Origin of the sequence: Patiriisocius sp. (genome assembly GCF_051252435.1) — a bacterium.
In the GTDB taxonomy this organism is placed as follows: domain Bacteria; phylum Bacteroidota; class Bacteroidia; order Flavobacteriales; family Flavobacteriaceae; genus Patiriisocius.
In genome coordinates this window covers 1-25523 of sequence record NZ_JBPOFW010000012.1, presented here as the reverse complement: position 1 = coordinate 25523, position 25523 = coordinate 1, and the positions used below count along the sequence as shown (strand labels likewise).

The 25523-nt window shown below is 38.7% G+C and carries 13 protein-coding genes and 3 tRNA genes; 15 read left to right on the top strand and 1 reads right to left on the bottom strand.

Annotation, left to right across the window (positions count from 1 at the left end; all coding sequences use genetic code 11):
- The first annotated feature begins 197 nt into the window (after positions 1-197).
- From ACSHW7_RS15670 to ACSHW7_RS15610, 13 genes are all read left to right on the top strand, one after another.
- Positions 198-270: transfer RNA gene (locus ACSHW7_RS15670), tRNA-Gly, on the top strand.
- A gap of 135 nt (positions 271-405) precedes the next feature.
- Positions 406-477 (top strand) — tRNA-Thr (locus ACSHW7_RS15665).
- Between the two features lie 56 nt (positions 478-533).
- Positions 534-1721, top strand: a complete 1188-nt coding sequence (gene tuf / locus ACSHW7_RS15660; protein WP_435680310.1) for an elongation factor Tu — start codon at positions 534-536, stop codon at positions 1719-1721.
- A gap of 168 nt (positions 1722-1889) precedes the next feature.
- Positions 1890-1962 (top strand) — tRNA-Trp (locus ACSHW7_RS15655).
- 37 nt (positions 1963-1999) lie between these two features.
- Complete coding sequence (gene secE / locus ACSHW7_RS15650; RefSeq protein ID WP_435680309.1) at positions 2000-2185, top strand: preprotein translocase subunit SecE; 186 nt, start codon at positions 2000-2002, stop codon at positions 2183-2185.
- A gap of 5 nt (positions 2186-2190) precedes the next feature.
- Complete coding sequence (nusG, locus tag ACSHW7_RS15645; protein ID WP_435680308.1) at positions 2191-2745, top strand: transcription termination/antitermination protein NusG; 555 nt, start codon at positions 2191-2193, stop codon at positions 2743-2745.
- Between the two features lie 74 nt (positions 2746-2819).
- Complete coding sequence (gene rplK / locus ACSHW7_RS15640) at positions 2820-3257, top strand: 50S ribosomal protein L11 (protein WP_435680307.1); 438 nt, start codon at positions 2820-2822, stop codon at positions 3255-3257.
- Positions 3258-3275: 18 nt separating this feature from the next.
- Positions 3276-3971 carry a 50S ribosomal protein L1 gene (gene rplA, locus ACSHW7_RS15635; protein ID WP_435680306.1) on the top strand — a complete coding sequence of 232 codons (696 nt, stop codon included), beginning with the start codon at positions 3276-3278 and terminating at the stop codon, positions 3969-3971.
- Between the two features lie 12 nt (positions 3972-3983).
- Complete coding sequence (gene rplJ / locus ACSHW7_RS15630) at positions 3984-4505, top strand: 50S ribosomal protein L10 (protein ID WP_435680305.1); 522 nt, start codon at positions 3984-3986, stop codon at positions 4503-4505.
- Positions 4506-4563: 58 nt separating this feature from the next.
- Complete coding sequence (gene rplL, locus ACSHW7_RS15625; protein ID WP_435680304.1) at positions 4564-4941, top strand: 50S ribosomal protein L7/L12; 378 nt, start codon at positions 4564-4566, stop codon at positions 4939-4941.
- A gap of 137 nt (positions 4942-5078) precedes the next feature.
- The gene (rpoB, locus tag ACSHW7_RS15620) at positions 5079-8891 is read left to right on the top strand and encodes a DNA-directed RNA polymerase subunit beta (RefSeq protein WP_435680303.1); all 3813 of its coding nucleotides are present in this window, start codon (positions 5079-5081) and stop codon (positions 8889-8891) included.
- 116 nt (positions 8892-9007) lie between these two features.
- A complete protein-coding gene (gene rpoC, locus ACSHW7_RS15615) occupies positions 9008-13309 on the top strand; it encodes a DNA-directed RNA polymerase subunit beta' (RefSeq protein WP_435680302.1) in 4302 nt (1433 codons plus the stop codon).
- 132 nt (positions 13310-13441) lie between these two features.
- Positions 13442-13759, top strand: coding sequence for a DUF3467 domain-containing protein (locus ACSHW7_RS15610; RefSeq protein ID WP_435680301.1), 318 nt, complete (start codon positions 13442-13444; stop codon positions 13757-13759).
- Between the two features lie 109 nt (positions 13760-13868).
- Here the strand turns inward: ACSHW7_RS15610 and ACSHW7_RS15605 are convergent, their stop codons facing one another.
- On the bottom strand, positions 13869-15479 hold the full coding sequence (locus tag ACSHW7_RS15605; protein ID WP_435680300.1) for a peptide chain release factor 3: 1611 nt from the start codon (positions 15477-15479) through the stop codon (positions 13869-13871).
- A 567-nt stretch (positions 15480-16046) separates the two neighbouring features.
- Between ACSHW7_RS15605 and ACSHW7_RS15600 the strand changes: the two genes are divergently transcribed.
- Both ACSHW7_RS15600 and ACSHW7_RS15595 read left to right on the top strand, forming a co-directional pair.
- Positions 16047-16562, top strand: a complete 516-nt coding sequence (locus ACSHW7_RS15600; protein ID WP_435680299.1) for a hypothetical protein — start codon at positions 16047-16049, stop codon at positions 16560-16562.
- Between the two features lie 46 nt (positions 16563-16608).
- On the top strand, positions 16609-25523 hold an 8915-nt coding region (locus ACSHW7_RS15595; RefSeq protein ID WP_435680298.1), incomplete at its 3' end, for an Ig-like domain-containing protein.

The following is a 25523-nucleotide window of genomic DNA, read 5'->3' as shown; positions in this document are numbered from 1 at the left end:
CTCAAGCGGCCAACGAGGGCAGACTGTAAATCTGCTGACTACGTCTTCGCAGGTTCGAATCCTGCTCTCCCCACAAATCCCCTTAAAATTGGGGGTTATAAGATTAGCACGTTTGTGCTGATTTTAAACAAATGAAATATTGAAATACCATTAACGGTGAATTCTAGTTTTTTTATTGAATTCATTAAGTTATAAAAGCGGGAGTAGCTCAGTTGGTAGAGCGTCAGCCTTCCAAGCTGAATGTCGCCAGTTCGAACCTGGTCTCCCGCTCTATTTTTCTGCGAAAGCAGTTTATTATTGTAGCTCTTTATTGAGTTGCAATAATTTCTCTTTGAGTTCTTGTTCATTACGCGTTACAAATCTAAAAGCGTTAATATGAAACTTGATGCCAGCAAAGTAATACTCGCCGGTGTAGCTCAGGGGTAGAGCGTTTCCTTGGTAAGGAAGAGGTCACGAGTTCAATTCTCGTCATTGGCTCAACATATTAGAATAAATATTGAACACTAATATATAACTAAGTAAATAAATACAAAATGGCAAAAGCAACATACGACAGGTCTAAACCTCACTTAAATGTAGGTACTATTGGACACGTAGATCACGGTAAAACAACATTAACAGCCGCTATTACAAAGGTATTAGCTGATGCTGGTTACTCAGAAGCTTCGGCTTTTGATCAAATTGACAACGCTCCCGAAGAAAAAGAGCGTGGTATTACTATTAACTCTTCACACGTTGAATACGCGACGGCTAACCGTCATTATGCACACGTTGATTGTCCAGGTCACGCCGATTATGTTAAGAACATGGTTACGGGAGCTGCTCAAATGGACGGTGCTATCTTGGTTGTTGCTGCAACAGATGGTCCAATGCCACAAACACGTGAGCACATACTTCTTGGTCGTCAAGTAGGTATTCCACGTATCGTTGTATTTATGAACAAAGTAGATATGGTTGATGATGAGGAATTGCTAGAATTAGTTGAAATGGAAGTAAGAGACTTGCTTTCTTTTTATGAATATGATGGTGATAATGGACCTGTAATAGCTGGTTCTGCGCTTGGTGCGTTGAACGGTGAGCAAAAATGGGTTGATACTGTTATCGAATTGATGGAGGCTGTGGATAATTGGATTGAAGAGCCTTTAAGAGAAGTTGATAAGCCTTTCTTGATGCCTATAGAAGACGTATTTTCTATTACTGGTCGTGGTACTGTAGCGACTGGTCGTATTGAGACTGGTATTGCTAATACTGGTGATCCAGTTGAGATTATTGGTATGGGAGCTCAAAAATTGACTTCTACTATTACAGGTATTGAGATGTTCCGTCAAATCCTTGATAGAGGTGAGGCTGGAGATAATGCAGGTATCCTTTTGAGAGGTATTGAGAAGTCTCAAATATCTAGAGGAATGGTTATCGTTAAGCCAGGATCAGTAACTCCTCACGCTAAATTTAAAGCCGAGGTTTATGTATTGAAAAAAGAAGAAGGTGGACGTCACACCCCATTCCATAATAACTACCGTCCACAGTTTTACGTACGTACAACTGATGTAACAGGAAATATTAGTCTTCCAGATGGAGTTGAAATGGTGATGCCTGGTGATAACTTGACAATTCATGTTGAGTTGATCTCTCCTATCGCAATGAGCGTAGGTTTACGTTTTGCTATCCGTGAAGGTGGTAGAACTGTAGGTGCAGGTCAAGTGACTGAAATTTTAGACTAAATTTTAGTCGAGAATATAATAGAGTTAAGGTGTCTCGTATTACGGGACGCCTTGACTTTTATAACGGGATTACCTCCTTACGGTGTGTAAACCCCTTGGATTTCTTTGGGAATTTAGAAATCCAATTCATCATATTCTTAATTCCGAATTCGTAATTCAGAATTTGATACGGGTTTAGCTCAGTTGGTAGAGCACTGGTCTCCAAAACCAGGTGTCGTGAGTTCGAGTCTCGCAACCCGTGCAACGTTTGTACAAACGAAAATTAAATACCTATAAAGATGGTAAATTATATTAAAGAGTCTTATAATGAACTAAGAAATCACGTTACTTGGACGCCCTGGCCAGAGGCACAGCGTCTTACGGTAATTGTTGCTGCATTTTCAGTAATCCTAGCACTTGCTGTTTGGGGAGTTGATAGTGTGTTTAGTAAAATTATAGCTTATTACTTTGAGTTAATAAAATAATAAGAATGACTGAAACTAAGAGCACAAAAAAGTGGTACGTAGTCCGTTCCGTTAGTGGACAGGAAAACAAGATTAAAGAATATATAGATTCTGAAATCAAGAGATTGAATTTAGAAGATTATATTGAACAAGTCTTAGTTCCTACTGAAACGGTTGTTCAAATTCGAAATGGAAAGAAATCTAACAAGGAGCGTGTTTACTTTCCTGGTTATATTATGGTTCAGGCGAGTTTGGCAGGCGAAATACCCCATATCATTAAATCCATTAATGGAGTTATTGGTTTCTTAGGAGAAACTAAAGGAGGAGACCCAGTACCGCTAAGACAGTCTGAGGTTAATAGAATGTTGGGGAAAGTAGATGAGCTTTCAGTAAAAGACGATAATGTTAATATTCCTTACATTATAGGGGAAACTGTAAAAGTTGTTGATGGTCCTTTTAATGGATTTAACGGTACAGTTGAAAAGATAAATGAAGAAAAGCGTAAGCTTGAAGTAATGGTTAAAATCTTCGGAAGAAAAACACCATTAGAGTTGAGCTATATGCAAGTTGAAAAAGTATAATTGTTACACGCTATATAATAGATTTTTTCTTTGGCTTCCACTTCAGAAAGAATCGACAAATTTAAAATTAGAACATGGCAAAAGAAGTCAGTAAAGTAGTAAAATTGCAAGTTCGTGGAGGTGCGGCAAACCCGTCACCACCAGTTGGACCCGCTTTAGGTGCTGCCGGTGTGAATATCATGGAGTTTTGTAAGCAGTTCAATGCTAGAACTCAAGATAAACAAGGAAAAGTATTGCCAGTTGCGATTACAGTTTATAAAGACAAATCATTTGATTTTGTTATTAAAACTCCTCCAGCTGCTGTACAAATCCTTGAAGCTGTTAAGGTCAAAAAAGGATCTGGAGAGCCTCACGTTAAGAAGGTAGGGACTATTTCTTGGGATCAAATAAGAGTGATTGCAGAAGACAAAATGCCTGATTTGAATGCTTTTACAGTTGAAAGTGCTATGAAAATGGTCGCTGGTACTGCGCGTTCAATGGGAATTAAAACAAAAGGTACTGAACCTTTTTAATAAAAAAGAATCTATAAAATGGCAAGATTAACAAAAAAGCAAAAAGTGAATGCTGGCAAAGTAGAGGATAGAACCTATACTGTCGCTGAAGCTTCTGCTTTAATAAAAGAAATCTCCAACACAAACTTCGATCCATCTGTTGATTTAGCTGTGCGTCTCAATGTTGACCCACGTAAAGCGAATCAAATGGTTAGAGGTGTTGTAACCTTACCTCACGGTACGGGTAAAGATGTAAAAGTACTTGCGCTTGTGACTCCTGATAAGGAAGCAGAGGCTACAGCTGCGGGTGCAGATTATGTTGGATTAGACGAATACCTTGATAAAATCAAAGGTGGTTGGACAGATGTTGACGTGATTGTAACTATGCCAAGTGTAATGGGTAAATTGGGACCTTTAGGTCGTGTTTTAGGACCTCGTGGTCTTATGCCAAACCCAAAGACCGGTACGGTAACAATGGATGTTGCTAAAGCGGTTTCTGATGTAAAAGCTGGTAAGATTGACTTTAAAGTTGATAAGACTGGTATTGTACATGCAGCAGTTGGAAAAGCATCTTTTGATGCTGAAAAAATTGCAGGAAACGCAAGAGAATTATTAACTACATTGGTAAAACTTAAGCCTCAAGCGGCAAAAGGAATCTACATTAAGAGCATTTTCATGTCAAGTACAATGAGCCCTAGTGTAGAAATCGATACAAAAAGATTTACTGAGCAGTAACAAATAGAACTTATGACAAGAGAAGAAAAATCACAAGTAATTTCAACGTTGACTGCACAGCTTACAGATAATACGACTATTTATTTAGCCGATATTTCTGGTCTTGATGCAGGAGCCACTACAAACTTACGTCGTGCTTGTTTTAAAGCAGGAATTAAGCTTGCTGTAGTTAAAAATACATTGTTAGCAAAAGCAATGGAAAGTTCTGATAAGGAATTTGGCAATTTAACGTCAGTACTTAAAGGGAACACATCTTTATTATTTTCAGAAACGGGTAATGCACCTGCTAAAGTTATTAAGGAATTCAGAAAAAAATCTGATAAGCCTTTACTTAAAGGAGCATATATCGAAGAAGCTATCTACATTGGTGATGATCAACTAGACAATCTAGTGAACATTAAATCTAAAGAAGAAGTTATCGGAGATATCATCGGATTATTACAATCCCCTGCCAAGAATGTTATTTCAGCTCTTAAGAGTGGTGGAAATACTATTGCAGGCCTTGTTAAAACACTTTCTGAAAGAGAAGGATAATCAATATTGCACTAATTAAATACAAATAATAAATTACAATTTTTAAAAACGATAGAAAATGGCAGATTTAAAAGATTTCGCAGAAAAATTAGTTAACTTAACCGTAAAAGAGGTTAATGAATTAGCTACTATATTAAAAGATGAGTACGGTATCGAGCCTGCTGCTGCAGCTGTTGCAGTTGCTGCTGGTGGTGCTGGTAGTGGTGAAGATGCTGCTGAAGAAAAGTCAGAATTTGACGTAATTCTTAAAGCGGCAGGAGCTTCTAAATTAGCAGTTGTAAAACTAGTTAAGGAACTTACTGGAGCTGGTCTTAAAGATGCAAAAGAATTAGTTGATAACGCACCATCTCCAATCAAGGAAGGTGTATCGAAAGATGAAGCTGAAGCTTTAAAAGCACAATTAGAAGAAGCAGGAGCAGAGGTTGAGCTTAAGTAAGCTAACCACACTCCAAACCTTAAGGTTTAGGTCTTTCGTTTAGCGCGAAAAGACCTAAACCATTTTTGCGTATATAAAGGTTACTATTTTTTGAGTGTACGCATACACAGTTTTTTTTAAATTAATTCCGTCCATAGATGTCAGCAATGTTAACTGAAAGATTGAATTTTTCCTCTGTACAAAATAAGCCGGAATATCCGGACTTTTTGGATATCCAGATTAAATCCTTCCAGGATTTCTTCCAATTGGAAACCAAGTCAGACGAAAGAGGCCAAGAAGGACTTTACAAGACTTTCTTAGAGAATTTCCCAATCACAGATACTCGCAACCAGTTTGTTTTAGAGTTTTTAGATTATTTCGTAGATCCACCAAGATACTCTATACAAGAGTGTATTGAACGTGGTCTTACTTACAGTGTGCCTTTAAAAGCACGTTTAAAACTGTATTGTACAGATCCAGAGCATGAGGATTTCGAAACAATTGTACAGGATGTGTACTTGGGTACTATTCCTTATATGACTCCAAGTGGTACTTTTTGTATCAATGGGGCAGAGCGTGTTGTGGTTTCGCAATTGCACCGTTCGCCAGGGGTTTTCTTCGGACAATCATTCCATGCAAATGGAACAAAATTATATTCAGCAAGAGTAATTCCTTTTAAAGGTTCTTGGATTGAATTTGCTACCGATATCAATAGCGTTATGTACGCTTATATCGATAGAAAGAAAAAATTACCAGTAACAACGCTTTTCCGTGCAATCGGTTTTGAAAGAGATAAGGATATCCTTGAAATCTTTGACCTTGCTGAAGAAGTTAAAGCATCAAAAACTGGTCTTAAAAAATACTTAGGCCGTAAGCTTGCAGCACGTGTGTTGAAAACTTGGCACGAGGATTTCGTGGATGAAGATACTGGTGAAGTTGTATCTATTGAGCGTAATGAAATTGTATTAGACCGGGATACTGTTCTTGAGAAAGAGCACATCGAAGAGATTATCGATTCAGGTTCAAAAGTAATTTTATTGCACAAAGAAGATAATCACCTTGCAGATTATGCGATTATCCACAATACATTACAAAAGGACCCTACCAATTCAGAAAAAGAAGCGGTAGAACACATATACAGACAATTACGTAACGCTGAACCGCCCGATGAAGAAACCGCTCGTGGTATCATCAATAAATTATTCTTCTCTGATCAGAGATATAATTTAGGTGAAGTAGGTCGTTACAGAATGAACAAGAAACTCGGTCTTGATATCGCAATGGATAAGCAAGTGCTTACCAAAGAAGATATCATTACCATTGTTAAATATCTTATCGAGCTTATCAATAGTAAAGCTGAGATTGATGATATTGATCACTTATCTAATCGTCGTGTACGTACAGTAGGAGAACAATTGTCATCTCAATTTGGTGTTGGTCTTGCACGTATGGCAAGAACAATTCGTGAGCGTATGAATGTACGTGACAACGAAGTGTTTACACCTATCGATTTGATTAATGCGAAAACCCTTTCTTCGGTAATTAATTCTTTCTTCGGAACGAACCAGTTATCGCAGTTTATGGACCAGACAAATCCACTTGCCGAAATTACGCATAAGCGTCGTCTTTCAGCATTAGGACCAGGAGGTTTATCAAGAGAGAGAGCAGGATTTGAGGTTCGTGACGTTCACTATACACACTACGGAAGATTGTGCCCAATTGAAACTCCTGAAGGACCAAACATTGGACTTATTTCATCTTTGGCTGTTTATGCAAAAGTGAACAATCTTGGTTTTATTGAAACCCCATACCGTAAAGTAACAAATGGAGTTATCGATTTAAAAACGGAGCCACAATATCTTTCAGCTGAAGAAGAAGAAGGACAAATGATTGCGCAGGCAAACATTCCGCTTGACGGAAAAGGAAAAATTGATACTGATAGAGTTATTGCTCGTGAAGAAGGAGATTTTCCAGTTGTTGAGCCAACGCAAGTTAACTATGCAGACGTTGCGCCTAATCAAATTGCATCGATTTCGGCTTCATTGATTCCATTCTTGGAACATGATGATGCCAACCGTGCCTTGATGGGAAGTAACATGATGCGCCAGGCAGTTCCTTTATTGATTGCAGATTCTCCTATCGTTGGTACTGGTCTTGAAAGACAAGTTGCTAGTGATTCTCGTGTATTAATTAATGCAGAGGGAGACGGGACTGTTGAGTATGTTGATGCAAACGAAATTACAATCAAATACGACCGTACCAAAGAAGCTGGAATGGTAAGTTTTGATAGTGATGAGAAAACATACCAACTTATTAAATTTAGAAAGACAAACCAAGGAACTTCTATTAACCTGAAGCCAATCGTAAAGAAAGGTGATAGAGTTTCTAAAGGACAAGTATTATGTCAAGGGTATGCTACCGAGAAAGGTGAGCTTGCACTAGGACGTAATATGAAGGTTGCCTTCATGCCTTGGAAAGGATATAATTTTGAGGATGCGATTGTAATTTCTGAAAGAGTCGTACGTGAAGATATCTTTACTTCAATTCATATTGATGAATATTCATTAGATGTTCGTGACACCAAATTAGGTAACGAAGAATTGACAAATGATATCCCTAACGTTTCAGAAGAGGCTACAAAAGACTTGGATGAGCAAGGAATGATTCGCATTGGTGCTGAAGTAAAACCTGGTGATATTTTAATAGGTAAGATTACTCCAAAAGGAGAAAGTGACCCTACACCAGAAGAAAAATTACTTCGTGCTATTTTTGGTGACAAGGCTGGTGATGTAAAAGATGCTTCATTAAAAGCTTCTCCATCATTACATGGTGTTGTTATCAACAAGAAAATATTTGAAAGAGCAGTTAAAGATAAACGCAAGAGAGCAAAAGATAAAGAAGATATTACTGAACTTGAAGTGAAGTATGACGCTAAATTTGATGCGCTTAAAGAAGTTTTAATTGATAAATTATTCAACATCGTAGGTGGTAAAACAGCTCAAGGTGTTATGAATGATCTAGGTGAAGTTGTATTCCCAAAAGGTAAGAAGTACACCTTAAAAATGTTAAATGCCGTAGATGATTATACGCATTTAGTAGGTGGTGTATGGGCAACAGATGATGAAACTAATACTATGGTTGCAGATTTAATGCACAACTATAGAATTAAAGAGAACGATTTACAAGGTAGTTTACGTCGTGAGAAATTTACAATTTCTGTGGGTGACGAATTACCAGCCGGTATCTTAAAACTTGCTAAGATTTATGTTGCTAAAAAACGTAAACTTAAAGTAGGTGATAAAATGGCGGGACGTCACGGTAACAAAGGTATCGTTGCACGTATCGTTCGTGATGAAGATATGCCATTCTTAGAAGATGGATCTCCAGTAGATATCGTGTTGAACCCACTTGGGGTACCATCACGTATGAACATTGGTCAGATTTATGAAACCGTATTAGGATGGGCCGGTCAAAAATTAGGTCGTAAATATGCGACTCCTATTTTTGATGGTGCAACAATTGATCAAATCAACGAATTGACAGATGAAGCTGAAATTCCAAGATTTGGACATACGTATCTTTATGATGGTGGAACAGGACAACGTTTTGATCAACCTGCAACAGTAGGTGTGATTTACATGTTGAAACTTGGACATATGGTAGACGACAAGATGCACGCACGTTCTATAGGACCATACTCATTAATTACGCAACAACCGCTAGGTGGTAAAGCCCAGTTTGGTGGTCAACGTTTTGGAGAGATGGAAGTTTGGGCACTCGAAGCATACGGTGCATCAGCTACACTTAGAGAAATATTGACAGTAAAGTCTGATGATGTTATTGGTAGAGCTAAAACATACGAGAGTATCGTAAAAGGAGAAGCAATGCCAGAACCAGGATTACCAGAATCATTCAACGTACTTATGCACGAATTGAAGGGTCTTGGACTTGATATTAGACTAGAAGAATAACAAAGTGAAATAGGTTAACGTTTCTTCGGAAATGTTAACCTACCCACTTATATAGTTCTTCATTGACCTTTAAGAGGTCTATTTTTCAAAATTAATAACGATTATTATACAGCAACATGGCAAGACATAATAACGAACAACAACAGAAGAAATTTAATAAAATTTCTATCGGATTGGCATCACCCGAAGCGATTCTTGCAGAGTCGAGAGGAGAGGTGCTTAAGCCAGAAACTATAAACTATCGTACGCACAAACCAGAGCGTGACGGCCTTTTCTGTGAGCGTATTTTTGGTCCCGTAAAGGATTATGAATGTGCCTGCGGGAAATATAAAAGAATTCGCTACAAAGGAATCGTTTGTGACCGATGTGGTGTTGAAGTAACTGAGAAAAAAGTACGTCGTGACCGTGTAGGGCACATTAACTTGGTAGTACCTGTTGCTCACATTTGGTATTTCAGAAGTTTACCTAACAAAATAGGATACCTTCTTGGATTGCCATCTAAGAAATTGGATATGATTATTTACTACGAGCGTTATGTAGTAATTCAGCCCGGTATTGCAAAAAATGAAGAAGGAGATCCAGTTAAAAAATTAGATTTCTTAACTGAAGAAGAATACATCGCAATCCTAGATTCAATTCCTCAAGAAAATCAATATTTAGAAGATTCTGATCCTAATAAATTCATCGCCAAAATGGGTGCTGAATGTCTTATCGATTTATTAAATCGTATCGACTTAGATTCATTATCATTTGAGTTACGTCACAAAGCAAACAACGAGACTTCAAAACAACGTAAGACTGAAGCATTAAAGAGACTTCAAGTTGTTGAGGCATTGCGTGACGCAAATAAAAACAGAGAGAACAAAGCGGCATGGATGATTATGAAGGTGGTACCAATTATCCCACCAGAATTACGTCCATTAGTGCCACTTGATGGTGGTCGTTTTGCAACGTCAGATTTAAATGATCTTTATCGTCGTGTAATTATCCGTAACAATCGTTTAAAGCGATTGATGGAAATCAAGGCGCCAGAGGTAATCTTACGTAATGAGAAACGTATGTTACAAGAATCTGTAGATTCATTGTTTGATAACACGCGTAAATCTTCAGCAGTAAAAACAGATAGCAACCGTCCATTGAAATCACTTTCAGATTCATTGAAAGGGAAGCAAGGACGTTTCCGTCAAAACTTACTTGGTAAGCGTGTTGATTATTCTGCACGTTCGGTAATTGTTGTTGGACCTGAATTAAAATTATTTGAATGTGGTATTCCTAAGGGAATGGCAGCAGAACTTTATAAGCCTTTCGTGATTCGTAAGCTTATCGAGCGTGGAATCGTAAAGACTGTAAAATCTGCAAAGAAAATTATAGATAAAAAAGAGCCTGTAGTTTGGGATATCTTGGAGAACGTTCTTAAAGGACATCCAGTATTGCTAAACCGTGCGCCAACGTTGCACCGTTTGGGTATCCAAGCGTTTCAACCTAAGTTAATTGAAGGTAAAGCAATACAATTGCACCCATTGGTATGTACGGCATTTAACGCCGATTTTGATGGGGATCAAATGGCAGTACACCTTCCATTAGGGCCGGAGGCAATCTTAGAAGCACAACTCTTAATGCTAGCCTCACACAATATCTTGAACCCTGCTAACGGTGCACCAGTGGCTGTACCTTCTCAGGATATGGTATTGGGTCTTTATTATATGACAAAACATAGAATGTCTACAAAAGACGTGAAAGTTAAAGGTGAAGGCTTAACATTCTATTCTGCTGAAGAAGCAATCATCGCTTATAATGAAAAGATGGTTGATTTGAATGCTGAAATTAAAATTAGAACAAAAGATTTCAACGAGGAAGGTAAGCTTACCATGCAAATTATTACTACCACTTTAGGTAGAGTAATCTTTAATGAAAGAGTGCCAGAAGAAGCAGGGTTTATAAATGAAGTATTGACTAAAAAATCTCTTAGAGATATTATTGGTAATATTTTAAAGGTAACAAGTGTACCAAAAACCGCTGATTTCCTTGATGAGATTAAAACGTTAGGATACAAGTTTGCATTTGAAGGAGGGCTATCTTTTAGTTTAGGTGATATCATTATCCCTGCTGAAAAGTATCCAATGATTGATCAAGCAAACGAAAAAGTTGATGGAATTAGAGCCAATTATAACATGGGTCTAATTACGCAAAACGAACGTTACAATCAAGTAATTGATATTTGGACAGCGACCAACGCGGCGCTTACTGAATTATCGATGAAGCGTATTAGAGAAGATCAGCAAGGATTTAACTCGGTATACATGATGCTTGATTCTGGAGCACGTGGATCTAAAGAACAGATTCGTCAGCTTACAGGTATGCGTGGATTGATGGCAAAACCTAAAAAATCGAATAGTGGCGGTGGAGAAATTATTGAAAACCCTATTCTTTCTAACTTTAAGGAAGGTCTTTCAATTCTTGAATACTTTATCTCAACACACGGTGCACGTAAAGGACTTGCAGATACGGCCTTAAAAACGGCAGATGCAGGTTACTTAACACGTAGATTGGTTGACGTTTCGCAAGATGTTATTGTTAACAGCGAAGACTGCGGTACTTTAAGAGGTATTGAAGTTTCAGCATTGAAGAAAAATGAAGAGGTTGTTGAAAAACTTTCTGCAAGAATTGTTGGTAGAATTTCATTGAACGATGTTATTAATCCTCTCACTAAAGAAGTTTTAGTAGAAAGCGGTCAACATATTAATGAAGATATTGCAGCTAGGATTGAAGCGTCTCCTATTGAAAGAGTAGAGGTTAGATCAGCACTTACATGTGAGGCAGATAAAGGTATTTGTTCACAATGTTATGGTAGAAACTTAGCGACCAATAAAATGGTACAAAGAGGAGAAGCTGTAGGAGTTGTTGCTGCACAATCTATTGGAGAGCCTGGTACACAGTTAACACTTCGTACGTTCCACGTGGGTGGTATTGCTGGTAACATTTCCGAAGAGAATAAACTTAAAGTTAAATTTGACGGTAAAGTCGAAATTGAGGACTTGAAGACTGTAAAAGGTCAAGATAGTGAAGGTAAGGATATTGACATCGTTATTTCTCGTACATCAGAGTTAAAATTGATTGACAAGAAGACGGGTATTACATTAAGTACGAATAACATTCAGTACGGTTCAACAATCTATGTAAAGGATGGTGATACTTTAAAGGCTGGTGATGTTGTTTCTCAATGGGATCCATACAACGGTGTAATTATTTCTGAATTTGCTGGTAAAATTAAGTACGAGAATATCGAACAAGGTATTACTTATGCAGTTGAAATTGATGAACAAACTGGTTTCCAAGAAAAGGTAATTACAGAATCTAGAGACAAGAAAAAGATTCCTACACTTCAAATTATGGGTAAAGGTGACGAAGTAATTCGTAGCTATAACTTACCTGTAGGAGCTTTAATTCAAGTTGAGGACAACGAGAAAATTAAGATTGGTAAAATCTTAGTTAAGATTCCACGTAAATCTGCGAAAGCGGGTGATATTACTGGAGGTCTTCCACGTGTAACTGAGTTATTCGAAGCTCGTAACCCTTCAAATCCTGCTGTTGTAAGTGAGATTGATGGTGTTGTTTCCTTTGGAAAAATCAAACGTGGTAATCGTGAGATTATCGTTGAGTCTAAGCTTGGTGAAGTAATGAAATACTTGGTTAAATTGAGTAACCAGATATTAGTTCAGGAAAATGACTACGTTAGAGCGGGAATGCCATTAAGTGATGGTTCTATTACGCCAGAGGATATCTTAAGAATTAAGGGCCCATCTGCTGTACAACAGTACTTGGTAAATGAAGTTCAAGAAGTATATCGTCTTCAGGGTGTGAAGATTAATGACAAGCACTTTGAGGTTGTAGTTCGTCAAATGATGCGTAAAGTACGTATTGTAGATAGTGGTGATACACTATTCCTAGAAAACCAATTAGTTCATAAATCAGATTTTATCGAAGAGAACGATAAAATCTTTGGAATGAAAGTAGTTGTAAACGCTGGAGATAGTGATACATTGAAGGAAGGACAGATTTTGACTTCACGTGAGTTGCGTGATGAAAATTCTATCTTAAGAAGAGCAGATAAAACTCTTGTGGAAGCACGTGATGCAGTCAATGCGACAGCAACACCTATTTTGCAAGGTATTACGAGAGCGTCTTTACAGACAAAATCGTTTATCTCAGCCGCTTCCTTCCAGGAAACTACAAAAGTATTGAACGAAGCTGCAGTAGCAGGTAAGATAGATACGCTTGAAGGTCTTAAAGAAAATGTAATCGTAGGTCATAAAATACCAGCCGGAACAGGAATGCGTAAGTATGATACTATTATTGTAGGTTCTAAAGAAGAGCTTAAACAAATGACAAAAGAGAAAGAAGAAGTTAATTATAACTAATTCTGGAGTATTGGAAATCCCAATAGTTTAAATACATCAAAATCCCGTGCTTGTCATGGGATTTTGTATTTTTATTAAATAATTTAAAATAACATGTTTTTCGCTTCCGCGGAAATAATAAATATTTGAAAAATGGCTGATCAAAAAGAACAACCCGTAAAAGGACAATTAAATATAGAGCTCGATGCTGAAACAGCTCAAGGAATATATAGCAACCTAGCAATCATAAATCATTCTCAATCTGAATTTATCGTTGACTTTGTTTCTATAATGCCCGGGGTGCCAAAAAGTAAAGTGAAATCTAGAATAGTACTCACTCCACAACATGCTAAAAGATTACTGAAAGCTTTAAATGAAAACATAAGCCGATTTGAAAAGCAGCACGGGCAAATCAAAGAATTTAATCAACCTAATATTCCAATCAATTTTGGACCCACAGGAGAAGCTTAAAATTGATAAAATCCTAATCGCTGAGAATCGCGTATTTGAAAATTTCTTGAGGAATTATTCAAATACGCGATTTTTTGATAAATTAAAAAAAGTAGATAAATTTTGGAAATTAAATCGCGTCTTTAGCAGCTTTTTCAAATTCACTTACAAAGTGTAATTTTACGTTGGGATATTTACTCTGCGTCATTTGGAGTGTAAATGCAGAGTCTGCAAAGAATACCAATTGTCCTCTTTTATCCGTTGCTAAAAACTTAGATTTAACACGTTTAAAGTCTTTAAATTCTTCACTCTTGGGGTCCTTTGCTTCCACCCAACATGCTTTGTGTACATTTAGGTTTTCGTAACGACAACTAGCGCCGTATTCATGTTCTAATCGATATTGGATTACCTCAAACTGTAGTGCGCCTACGGTACCAATTACTTTTCGACCATTTAATTCGAGCGTAAATAACTGTGCAACACCTTCATCCATCAATTGGTCAATACCTTTTTCTAACTGCTTACTTTTAAGTGGGTCAGCATTGTTGATGTATTTAAAGTGCTCAGGAGAAAAACTAGGAATACCTTTATATTGCATTTCTTCTCCTTCAGTAAGTGTATCGCCAATTTTAAAACTTCCTGTGTCATGCAGTCCTACAATATCTCCAGGATACGAGATGTCCACAATTTGTTTCTTTTCAGCAAAGAAAGCATTAGGACTTGAAAATTTCATCTTCTTTCCATTACGAACGTGCAGGTAATTTGTGTTTCGTTCAAATGTTCCTGAAACTATTTTAACGAAAGCTAATCTATCACGGTGTTTTGGATCCATGTTGGCATGTATCTTAAATACAAACCCTGAAAATTCTTTTTCTTCTGGTTTTACTAGTCGTGTATTGCTGTTTTTAGGTTGTGGTTTTGGTGCAATTTCAATAAAGCAATCCAATAATTCTCTTACTCCAAAATTATTCAAAGCTGAGCCAAAAAATACGGGTTGTAAATTTCCGCTCAAATATTCTTCTCTATCAAAATCTGGATATACTTCATGTACAAGTTCTAATTCTTCTCGTAATGTTTCAGCAGCTTTAGAGCCGATTAATTGATCTAACATTTCCGAAGAGATATCCTCAACTTCAATGGTTTCTTCTATGTTTTTGCGACTGTCACCACTAAAGAGATTTACATTCTTTTCCCAAACGTTATAGATACCTTTAAAGTCATAACCCATGCCAATTGGGAACGAAAGTGGGGTAGTGCGGAGTCCGAGTTTTTGCTCAATCTCGTCGAGGAGTTCAAAGGCGTCTTTACCTTCCCTGTCCATTTTATTGATAAAAACAATCATGGGTATGTTGCGCATGCGACAGACTTCAACGAGCTTTTCGGTTTGTTCCTCCACACCTTTTGCAACGTCGATTACAACGATAACACTATCTACGGCTGTTAAGGTTCTAAAGGTGTCTTCAGCAAAATCTTTGTGGCCAGGAGTATCTAATATGTTTATCTTAACTCCTTCATATTCAAATGCTAATACTGAAGTTGCTACTGAAATTCCACGTTGGCGTTCTATCTCCATAAAGTCACTCGTAGCGCCTTTTTTTATTTTATTACTTTTCACGGCACCCGCTTCCTGTATAGCTCCACCAAATAAAAGTAACTTTTCTGTGAGGGTAGTTTTTCCTGCATCAGGGTGAGAGATAATACCGAAGGTTTTTCTGCGTGATATTTCTTTTTGTAAGGACATTATGGTCTTTTTTTAAAATGCAAATATAAAGTTTGTTGAGGACTTTAAATCAGACTTAATTTGTCTTTAAAACTGAAATTATTGAAGTATTTTCTTACAAAAAAACTGAGTTGCAATCCATTAATTTTGTTTTTTATCGATTAATTTCGTCTTTTGTCGATAAAATTAAGATGGTATTTTATTTTAGTTAATGAGAACTAAGTCTGAAATTGATAATCATCTCATAGATATGCATTAAAAGTGATAAAATTCACCTCATAAAGCAAACTATATTTTTGACGTTTTTGAGTTTTTTTTTGAAAAAATAAAAACCATAACACGTAGTTTTACGTACTATTAGTTCTTACAATTTTTAAACAGCCATTATTTATGTTTTAAGGGTTTAAAGAGAGATTTGTAGAATTGTTTCCTACAAAAATTTATGGTAAAAATTGACATTATTATGTAGTTGAGCGAAACTTTAAACCATTTAAACTAATAACCTTTTATTTTACATATAATGTTTAAACCTCTAATTATATTTGCTTACCGATAGGTGAGAACATTAATCAATTGAATGTTAATTTTATGAAAACTAAATATTTAAATACGGAATTTAATTTAAAAATCAATAAGGGCCTTTCGCTATTATTTTTCTTTCTTTTTGTTTGTAACATTGGTTTTTCGCAGAACTGTAACTCTGATTTATCAGTAGAGAAAAATCGAAATTTCAAATCGGTACCAGAGAATGGAGTTTTGTATGTTTTGGAATTGAAAAATAACAGCAGGGCTTCACAAACATACATCATAGAATTTCTTGATGTAACACAATCTTGTGCAAATGAAAGAAAAGCAAGTAAGCAACCTAATGTTCCGTTAAATGTTAAGATAATTGATAATTGGGCAAAGCGCTCTAAACTTTCAAATACAATAACTGTTTCATCGGGACAGAAAAAAACCTTTAATGTCCTAGTAGAGGTGCCAAAAGGAACTCCAGTTGACAGATGGGGTTGTGTTAAAGTGCAGGCGACAAATCCAAAATGTGATTCATCTAAATTGACAACCATTTTAAGTGCCTATATTTCAGACCCATCTGAAAGATAATTAACAATATTAAATTATAGAGGTATATACCTTAAAGTTCATATTTATGAAACAATTTCTACACTCTCAAAAAATCTCTATCAATAGCGTATTAAAGACAATTTCTTTTTTGTTTTTATTTCTTGCTTTTGGTATGGCTCAAGGTCAAAACAATGATCCTTTTGTAACCATTCAAAAAACGGCAGTTCCAGATCCGGATATTTGTAATCAATTTGGCGTTACAGTTTCAATAACGGGAAACCCACCGCCACAGCCTGCTGAGGTAATTCTAGTTATTGATAGATCTGGCTCTATGGGTGACGGTGATGGGGATCCTTCTACACCACTGCCTATTGTTGCTGCACAAGACGCTGCACAAGATTTTATTAATGAATTGTTCTCACCCGCTAATAACCCAACAGGGATGAACAAAGTCGCATTAGTGTCGTATTCATCTACAGGTACAATAGATACAAATTTATTGCTAGATACTCCGGCCAATAGAACATTATTAACAGCAAGGATTAATGGATATGTAGCTTCTGGGGCGACAAATGTTCAAGATGCTATATTGAAAGCGGATCAATTAATGACGAGTCAGGGTAATTTTACTTGTAATATTTCTCGAAGTATACTTCTGCTTACTGATGGTGTTGCAAATAGAAGAAACAATCCAGATGGTTCGCTAGATACTTGTCAAGAAACTGTAAATCTGAACAACCCTAATAACGGAAATAACGATACAGACTGTATACAATTGGCAATTGCAGCTGGTGTTAATGCCCAAACAACCACAGTTAGTGGACAGACCTATACCCAGAATGTCTATTCAATAGGTCTTTTGAGTACTTATGAAAATGATGCCATTAGATTGACCAATGCAACAGCACTTTTACAAGGTGTGCAAAATACAGGTGGTGCTGAGATAACATTCAATATTGCAGATCTTGGACCTATTTATCAAGATATTTTGGGGAGACTAGTTGTGGCAGCTAGGGCGCTGCCCGGACAGCCCTTGGTTGTCAATCAGATAGCACCGGGTTTTGAGTTGGTGCCAGGTTCAATTGTTTCAAGTTTAACACCAAATGCAAGTGATGTCACTTTAAGTGGAAACACCTTGAATTGGAATGTAGCTACTGTTTCTAATGAAACTATAACACTGAATTATGATATTGTTGCTGTGGATTTACCAAATGTTTGTGGTGTATCGGGAACAGGAAGTTCAGTTATTAATTATGAATCTTCACAATGTAATATAATTAACCGTTCATTTCCTACTCCGCAGTTTTGCGTTCCGTGCCCAACTTTGGCTGGAACAATAACGCGTCAAGATTGTAATGATGCTATTGTGTATGATGGGACATTTTCATTGACTTCGCCAAACCCAGCCGATCCTAGTTGTCAAACGGAAGAAGATAATTTTACTTGGACATTTTTCCTTAACGGAACTCAAATAGGAACTTCAAATCAATTGGATGGAGTTTTTGTTTACAATGGTACAGCGCCATTTGAAGGAAATGTAACCGCCACTTTATCTTATGACGGGACTATTAATGGAGGTTGTTCTTTAGATGCAGATGATGTTTGGTCCTCAATCGTCATTCCTAGTGATATTTCAGTAGTTGCAGACCCTACAGATGTTTCATGTTTTGGAGGTTCAGATGGTTCTATCGATATTACAGTTACTGGAGGTACTCCGCCTTATACATATCAATGGAGTAATGGAATGACAACACAGGACATTATGAATGTTCCTGCTGGTGTTTATGAGGTTGTTGTTACGGATAGTGCGCAATGTTCATTGCCTGTAAGTCCATCACAAACTACAGTTGCTCAACCTGAAGCTGTAAGTATTCTTATTACTAAAACAAATGCTTCGCAAACAGGTGGCTGTACTAATGGTACTGCAACTGCTTCGGCTTCTGGAGGAACAGCTCCATATACATACCAATGGGGTGCTGCTGCTAATAACCAAACAGGTCCTACGGCAACAAATCTTCCAGTTGGGGATTTTTCGGTTACGGTAACTGATGCTAATGGTTGTATGGAAGTACAATCTGTTAATATAGACTGTGTTCAAGATTGTGATCAAGTTATACAGATACCTAATGTAACTAACGTGCTTTGTACAGGTGCAACAACTGGTAGCACAACAGCTACGGCTAGTTCTGTTGCCAATCCAGGAGCAACATTTACTTTTACGTGGACATCAGATCAAGGAAATACACAGATTCAGCAAGATTCAAATGTAACAACTAGCACCGTTAATGGCTTGGCGGCTGGAGTTTATTCTGTAAGTGTTACTATTGATGGTACACAGTGTTTACCGGTTGAACAAAGTGTAACTATTACTGAACCTGCAAATGCACTAAACGTTTCTACATCTTCTACAGATGAAAATGGACCAACAACTAATGATGGTACTGCAACAGCAAACGTAACGGGTGGAACTCCTCCTTATTCATATTCTTGGAGTCCAGGAGGGCAAACAACTTCAACCATTACAGGATTGGATTCGGGTACATATACGGTAACGGTTACTGATGCTAATGGATGTATAGCTACTGGATCTACAGTTGTTAATCCAGGTACATGCTTAAATTTATCTGTTGTAGCTAATAACACCGTTGTATCTTGTAATGGTTTAAGCGACGGTACTGCAACGGCAACTGTTACCGGAGGTTCTAGTGCTGCAAACATCAGCTATTTATGGAGTAACGGACAAACTACACCAACGATTACTGGACTTTCAGCAGGAGTTTATACTGTAACTGTAACAGATTCTCAAACATCTTGTTCAGCAACTGCCAATACATCAGTAAACCAACCAAATGTTTTAAGTTCAGGAATCGCAGCTAGTAATATTCTTTGCTTCGGAAATGCAACAGGATCATTGGACTTGACAGTAACTGGAGGAACATCTCCTTATACTTTTTTATGGAGTAACGGAGCGACTACCGAAGATATAAACAACCTTACAGCAGGAACTTATTCTGTTGACATTACGGATGCAAGAGGATGTACTTTGAGTGATAGTGCTACTGTAACGCAACCAGCTTCTGCTTTATCACTTGTTTTCACTACTGTAGACGTTCTCTGTAATGACGGAAATACAGGAGAGATTGACATCACTGTTAGTGGAGGTACTCCGGCATACACTTATTTATGGAGCAATGGCGCTACAACTCAAGATTTAACAGGTTTGGCCGCAGGCACGTATTCGGTAACGGTTACGGATGCCAATGGATGTAGGATTACACAAGGGGGAATCAACATCGATGAGCCTTCTGCACCAATAAGCGTTATAATAACGAAAGAGAATGCAACAACCGCGCAAGGTTGTGCCGACGGAGAGGCTACTGCGACCCCAAGTGGAGGAACACCTCCCTATACATATCTATGGAGTGCAAGTGCAAACAACCAGACGACAATGACGGCAACGAACTTGCCCCAAGGTCTTCATCAGGTAACGATTACAGATGCAAACAATTGTACGTTGACCCAAGGAGTTGTTATAGATTGTAGCGACACTTGTGATGCCATCGTGACTGTTGATAACGTGGTAGATGTTCTATGTAAAGGAGATACAACGGGGAGTGTTACGGTAAGTGCAAGTTCAGTTTCAAATCCTAACGCAACGTTTACCTTTACATGGGATACGACTCCGCAACAGGTGTTCAGTGGTGTGACAACAAGTACTATTTCAACTTTAGGTGCGGGTATTTATGATGTTAGCGTTACCATAGATGGAACACAGTGTTTACCGGTGGAGCAAAGTGTAACAATAGTAGAGCCTTCAAATGCCCTAAATGTTTCAGCAACATCTACGGACGAGAGCGGTCCTGATACTAATGACGGTACTGCTACTGCCTTGGTAACTGGTGGGACATCTCCTTATACATATTCTTGGTCGCCCGGTGGACAAACGACTCAAACAATTACGGGTCTTCCAGACGGGACCTATACGGTTACCGTTACCGATGCCAATGGATGTATCGAGACAGCTTCAACACAAGTAAACCCTGGAACGTGTCTTAACCTTTCGGTAAGCCTTTTGGCTACTCCTGTTACATGTAATGGTGACAGTGATGGTACGATCAATGCTACCGTTACAGGTGGTTCAGGTCCGGCGAATTTCAGCTTTGCTTGGAACAATGGCGCAACTACCGAAGATATTTCTGGACTTTCTGGCGGAAGTTATATGATTACAGTGACAGATTCGGTTACTGGATGTATGGCAACTGCAAATGCTACCGTAAACGAACCGAATGTTCTGGACTCTGGCATCGCCGCGACGAACGTACTATGCTTCGGAAATGCAACAGGTTCATTGGACTTGACGGTTACCGGTGGTACCGCTCCTTATACTTATTTATGGAGTAATGGCGCTACGACAGAAGATATCAACAACCTTACAGCGGGTACATATACCGTAACAATCACAGACTCTAGAGGATGTGTTACTACAGACAGTGGTACTGTACAGCAGCCAGCTTCGGCTTTATCAGCGCAAATCGATTCTCAAGTTGATAGCGTTTGTGGTGCTGACGGTTCTGTAACAGTGTCTGCAACTGGAGGAACCGCTCCTTACTCTTATAATTTAGATGGAGGTGCAAACCAAGCTTCTGGAGTATTTACCGGCTTAGAAGCTGGATCTTATGTTGTAAATGTGATTGATGCTAATGGATGTAGAACAACGGTTCCTATAACTATTTTAGCAAACTGTACAATTGCAGTAGATGATATTAATGATACATATGTAGACTTACCCGTTAGCGGAAACGTACTTACCAATGATGATGACGCTGAGGGTGATACCCAAACTGTAACAACACCTACTGTCACTACGGCTCAAGGTGTATCTGTAACAATAGCTCCTGATGGTTCTTACACATACACTCCAATTCCTGGATATGTAGGTGAAGACTCTTTTGAATATACAGTATGCGACAACGGAAATCCACAAGCTTGTGATACAGCAACGGTTTATATTGAAGTGTTGCCATTGCCTACCGGCGAAAATGAGCCGCCTGTGGCAAATGCAGATACAAACACTACCGAAGTGAACGTTCCGGTTAATGGAACTGTGACATCAAATGACTATGACCCTGACGGAGACGATTTCAGTGTAACATCAAATACAGATCCTTCAAACGGAACTGTCGTGGTGAACACTGACGGAACATATACATATACTCCAAACCTTGATTTCACAGGAGAGGATACTTTTACTTATACTATCTGTGAAGATGCGAACCCAACAATTTGTGATACTGCAACTGTAACCATCCAAGTAATCCCTGACAACGGTAATATTGTTGTTGCAAATGATGATGCATATAACGGTTTTGCAGAAACTCCAATAATGGGTGATATTCTTTTAAATGATTTTGACCCAGAAGGAAACAATTTTACGGTAACTGATAATACTGAGCCGTTAAATGGAACATTAGTAATTGCACCTGATGGAACATTTACATATTCTCCTGATGCAGGTTTCTTAGGAACTGACTCATTTACTTATACCATTACTGATGATTTAGGTGCTGTTGATACTGCAACTGTGTATTTCACAATATACGGCTTAAATACAACAACAGCCGTTGACGATATTAATGATACATATGTAAATGTATCGGTTAGCGGAAATGTGCTTACCAATGATGATGACGCTGAAGGAGATATACAAACAGTTACGAGTCCAACAGTAACAACAGCTCAAGGAGTAATTGTAACTATTTCACTTGACGGTAACTACACCTATACACCACCTACTGATTATGTGGGTGAAGACTCATTTGAATATACTATTTGCGACGATGGTGCTCCGCAAGAATGCGACACTGCGACGGTATACATCGAGGTACAGCCCATCCCTACAAGTGGAAATGAGCCGCCCGTTGCGAACGCCGATACGAATACCACGGAGGCGAACACCCCTGTGAGTGGGACTGTGACATCGAACGACTACGACCCCGACGGGGACGATTTCAGTGTGACATCGAACACGGACCCTACCAACGGAACGGTAGTTGTGAACCCTGACGGAACATATACATATACTCCAAATCTTGATTTCACCGGCGAGGACACGTTCACATATACTATATGTGAGGACGCTGACCCAACGGTATGCGATACCGCTACGGTAACGATACAGGTGGTGCCGGACAACGGCAACATCGTTGTTGCGAACGATGATTCGTACAATGGTTTTGGAGGAACGGACATCACCGGTAATATCCTGGATAACGACAGTGACCCGGAGGGCGACACCTTCACGGTGACATCTAACACGGACCCTGGCAACGGAACGGTAACGGTAGCTCCGAACGGGGACATCGTGTACACACCGAACTCTGGGTACACGGGACCTGATTCTTTCACATACACCATCACGGATGCGAACGGTGCCACCGATATGGCAACGGTCTATATTACCGTAACGGCAAACAATGGTAACACCACCACAGCTGTAGATGACATAAACGATACCTATGTTGATGTTCCCGTAAGCGGGAATGTACTAACCAATGATGATGACGCCGAGGGCGACATCCAGACGGTAACTACACCAACGGTGACCACGGCACAGGGGGTAACTGTAACGATTGCACCCGATGGTTCCTATACGTACACGCCACCGGTTGGATTTGTTGGCGAGGACTCTTTTGGTTACACGGTATGTGATGACGGGAGCCCACAGGCCTGCGACACTGCGACGGTATACATCGAGGTACAGCCCATCCCTACAAGTGGAAATGAGCCGCCCGTTGCGAACGCCGATACGAATACCACGGAGGCGAACACCCCTGTGAGTGGGACTGTGACATCGAACGACTACGACCCCGACGGGGACGATTTCAGTGTGACATCGAACACGGACCCTACCAACGGAACGGTAGTTGTGAACCCTGACGGAACATATACATATACTCCAAATCTTGATTTCACCGGCGAGGACACGTTCACATATACTATATGTGAGGACGCTGACCCAACGGTATGCGATACCGCTACGGTAACGATACAGGTGGTGCCGGACAACGGCAACATCGTTGTTGCGAACGATGATTCGTACAATGGTTTTGGAGGAACGGACATCACCGGTAATATCCTGGATAACGATAGTGACCCGGAGGGTGATACCTTCACGGTAACATCTAACACGGACCCTGGCAACGGGACGGTAACGGTAGCTCCGAACGGGGATATCGTGTACACACCAAATGCAGGATATGAAGGACCGGATTCTTTCACATACACCATCACGGATGCGAACGGTGCCACTGATATGGCAACGGTCTATATCCTTGTAGGTGGACCGAACAACGAAATTTTAGCTATTGATGATATTAATGACACATTTGTTAATACACCAGTAAGTGGAGATGTAGGAACTAATGATGTGAATTTGGATGGACCTACAGGAACCGAAGTATTTACATTATTAAGTGGGCCAACAGCAGGAGGTACATTAGTATTTAATGCAAATGGAACTTATAACTATACACCAGCAGCTAACTTTGTTGGAGAAGAAACTTTTGAATATCAAGTTTGTGATGGAGGAAGTCCAATAGCTTGTGATACTGCAATAGTTACTATTGAAGTTATTGCAAACCCAATTATTGGTAATGATCCACCTATTGCAAATAACGATACGAACACAACAGAAGTGAATATACCAGTCTCAGGAAATGTAATTGTTAATGATTATGATCTTGATGGAGATCCAATAATGGTAACTGCGAATACAAATCCTGCAAATGGAACTGTAGTAGTTGATCCTAGCGGAACATATACATATACACCGAACCCTGATTTCATAGGAGAGGATACGTTTACTTATACATTATGTGATAACGGAACGCCTGCATTATGTGATACTGCAACTGTAACCATTACTGTTCTAGAAGATGCAAATAATATTGTAGTGGCAAATGATGATGCATATTATACAGAGGTTGGTACGCAAATTATGGAAAATGTTCTCTTAAATGACAATGATCCTGAGGGAGATACTTTTAGTGTGACTTCTAATACAGACCCAACAAATGGAACTGTTACTGTGGCTCCTAACGGAGACATTGTATACACTCCTAATACAGGTTATACAGGAACAGACTCATTTACATATACAATTACAGATGCAAATGGAGCAACAGATACTGCTACAGTTTACATATTGGTTGCACAAACACCAGCGCCAGCTATTGCAATCGTTAAGGCAGGAATCTTCAATGATTTGGATGGTAATGGTTGTGCTGATGCAGGGAATGATACAATTACATATACATTTACTGTAACTAATGAAGGGAACGTTCCCCTCGGAAACGTAACTGTCACAGACCCATTATTACAAGCACCAAATCCAGTAGTGGCGATTGGTTTTGACGGTGGTGATACGAACGGAGATAACTTATTAGATCTTGATGAAGTTTGGTTATATTCAGCAGATTATGCGATTACTCAAGCAGATATTGACCTTGGCACAATTACTAATCAAGCTACAGTTGAAGGGACTGATGCAGATGGAACAACAGTATCAGATATTTCTGGTACCGATATTACAAATGATGATGCAACGGTAACTACAGTTTGTCAGAATGATGCAATTGCATTGGTTAAGACAGCAGTTTTCAATGAGAACGGAACCAACGACTGTGCAGATGCAGGTGTAGATACTATAACGTATACTTTCACAGTAACAAATGAAGGTAACACAAGTATTTCAGCGGTTACTGTTACAGATGCATTGTTAGGAGGACTGCTTACAGCAGCACCTACCGGCGATACGGATGGAGATATGGAACTTGATGTAACAGAGACTTGGGTATATGTTCAGGACTATACAATCACACAGGATGATATCGACCTTGGAAGTATTACAAATACTGCTACGGTAAATGGAACAGGATCACTTGGACCAGTATCAGATATTTCAGGTACCGATATTACCAATGATGATTCAACGGTAATTAC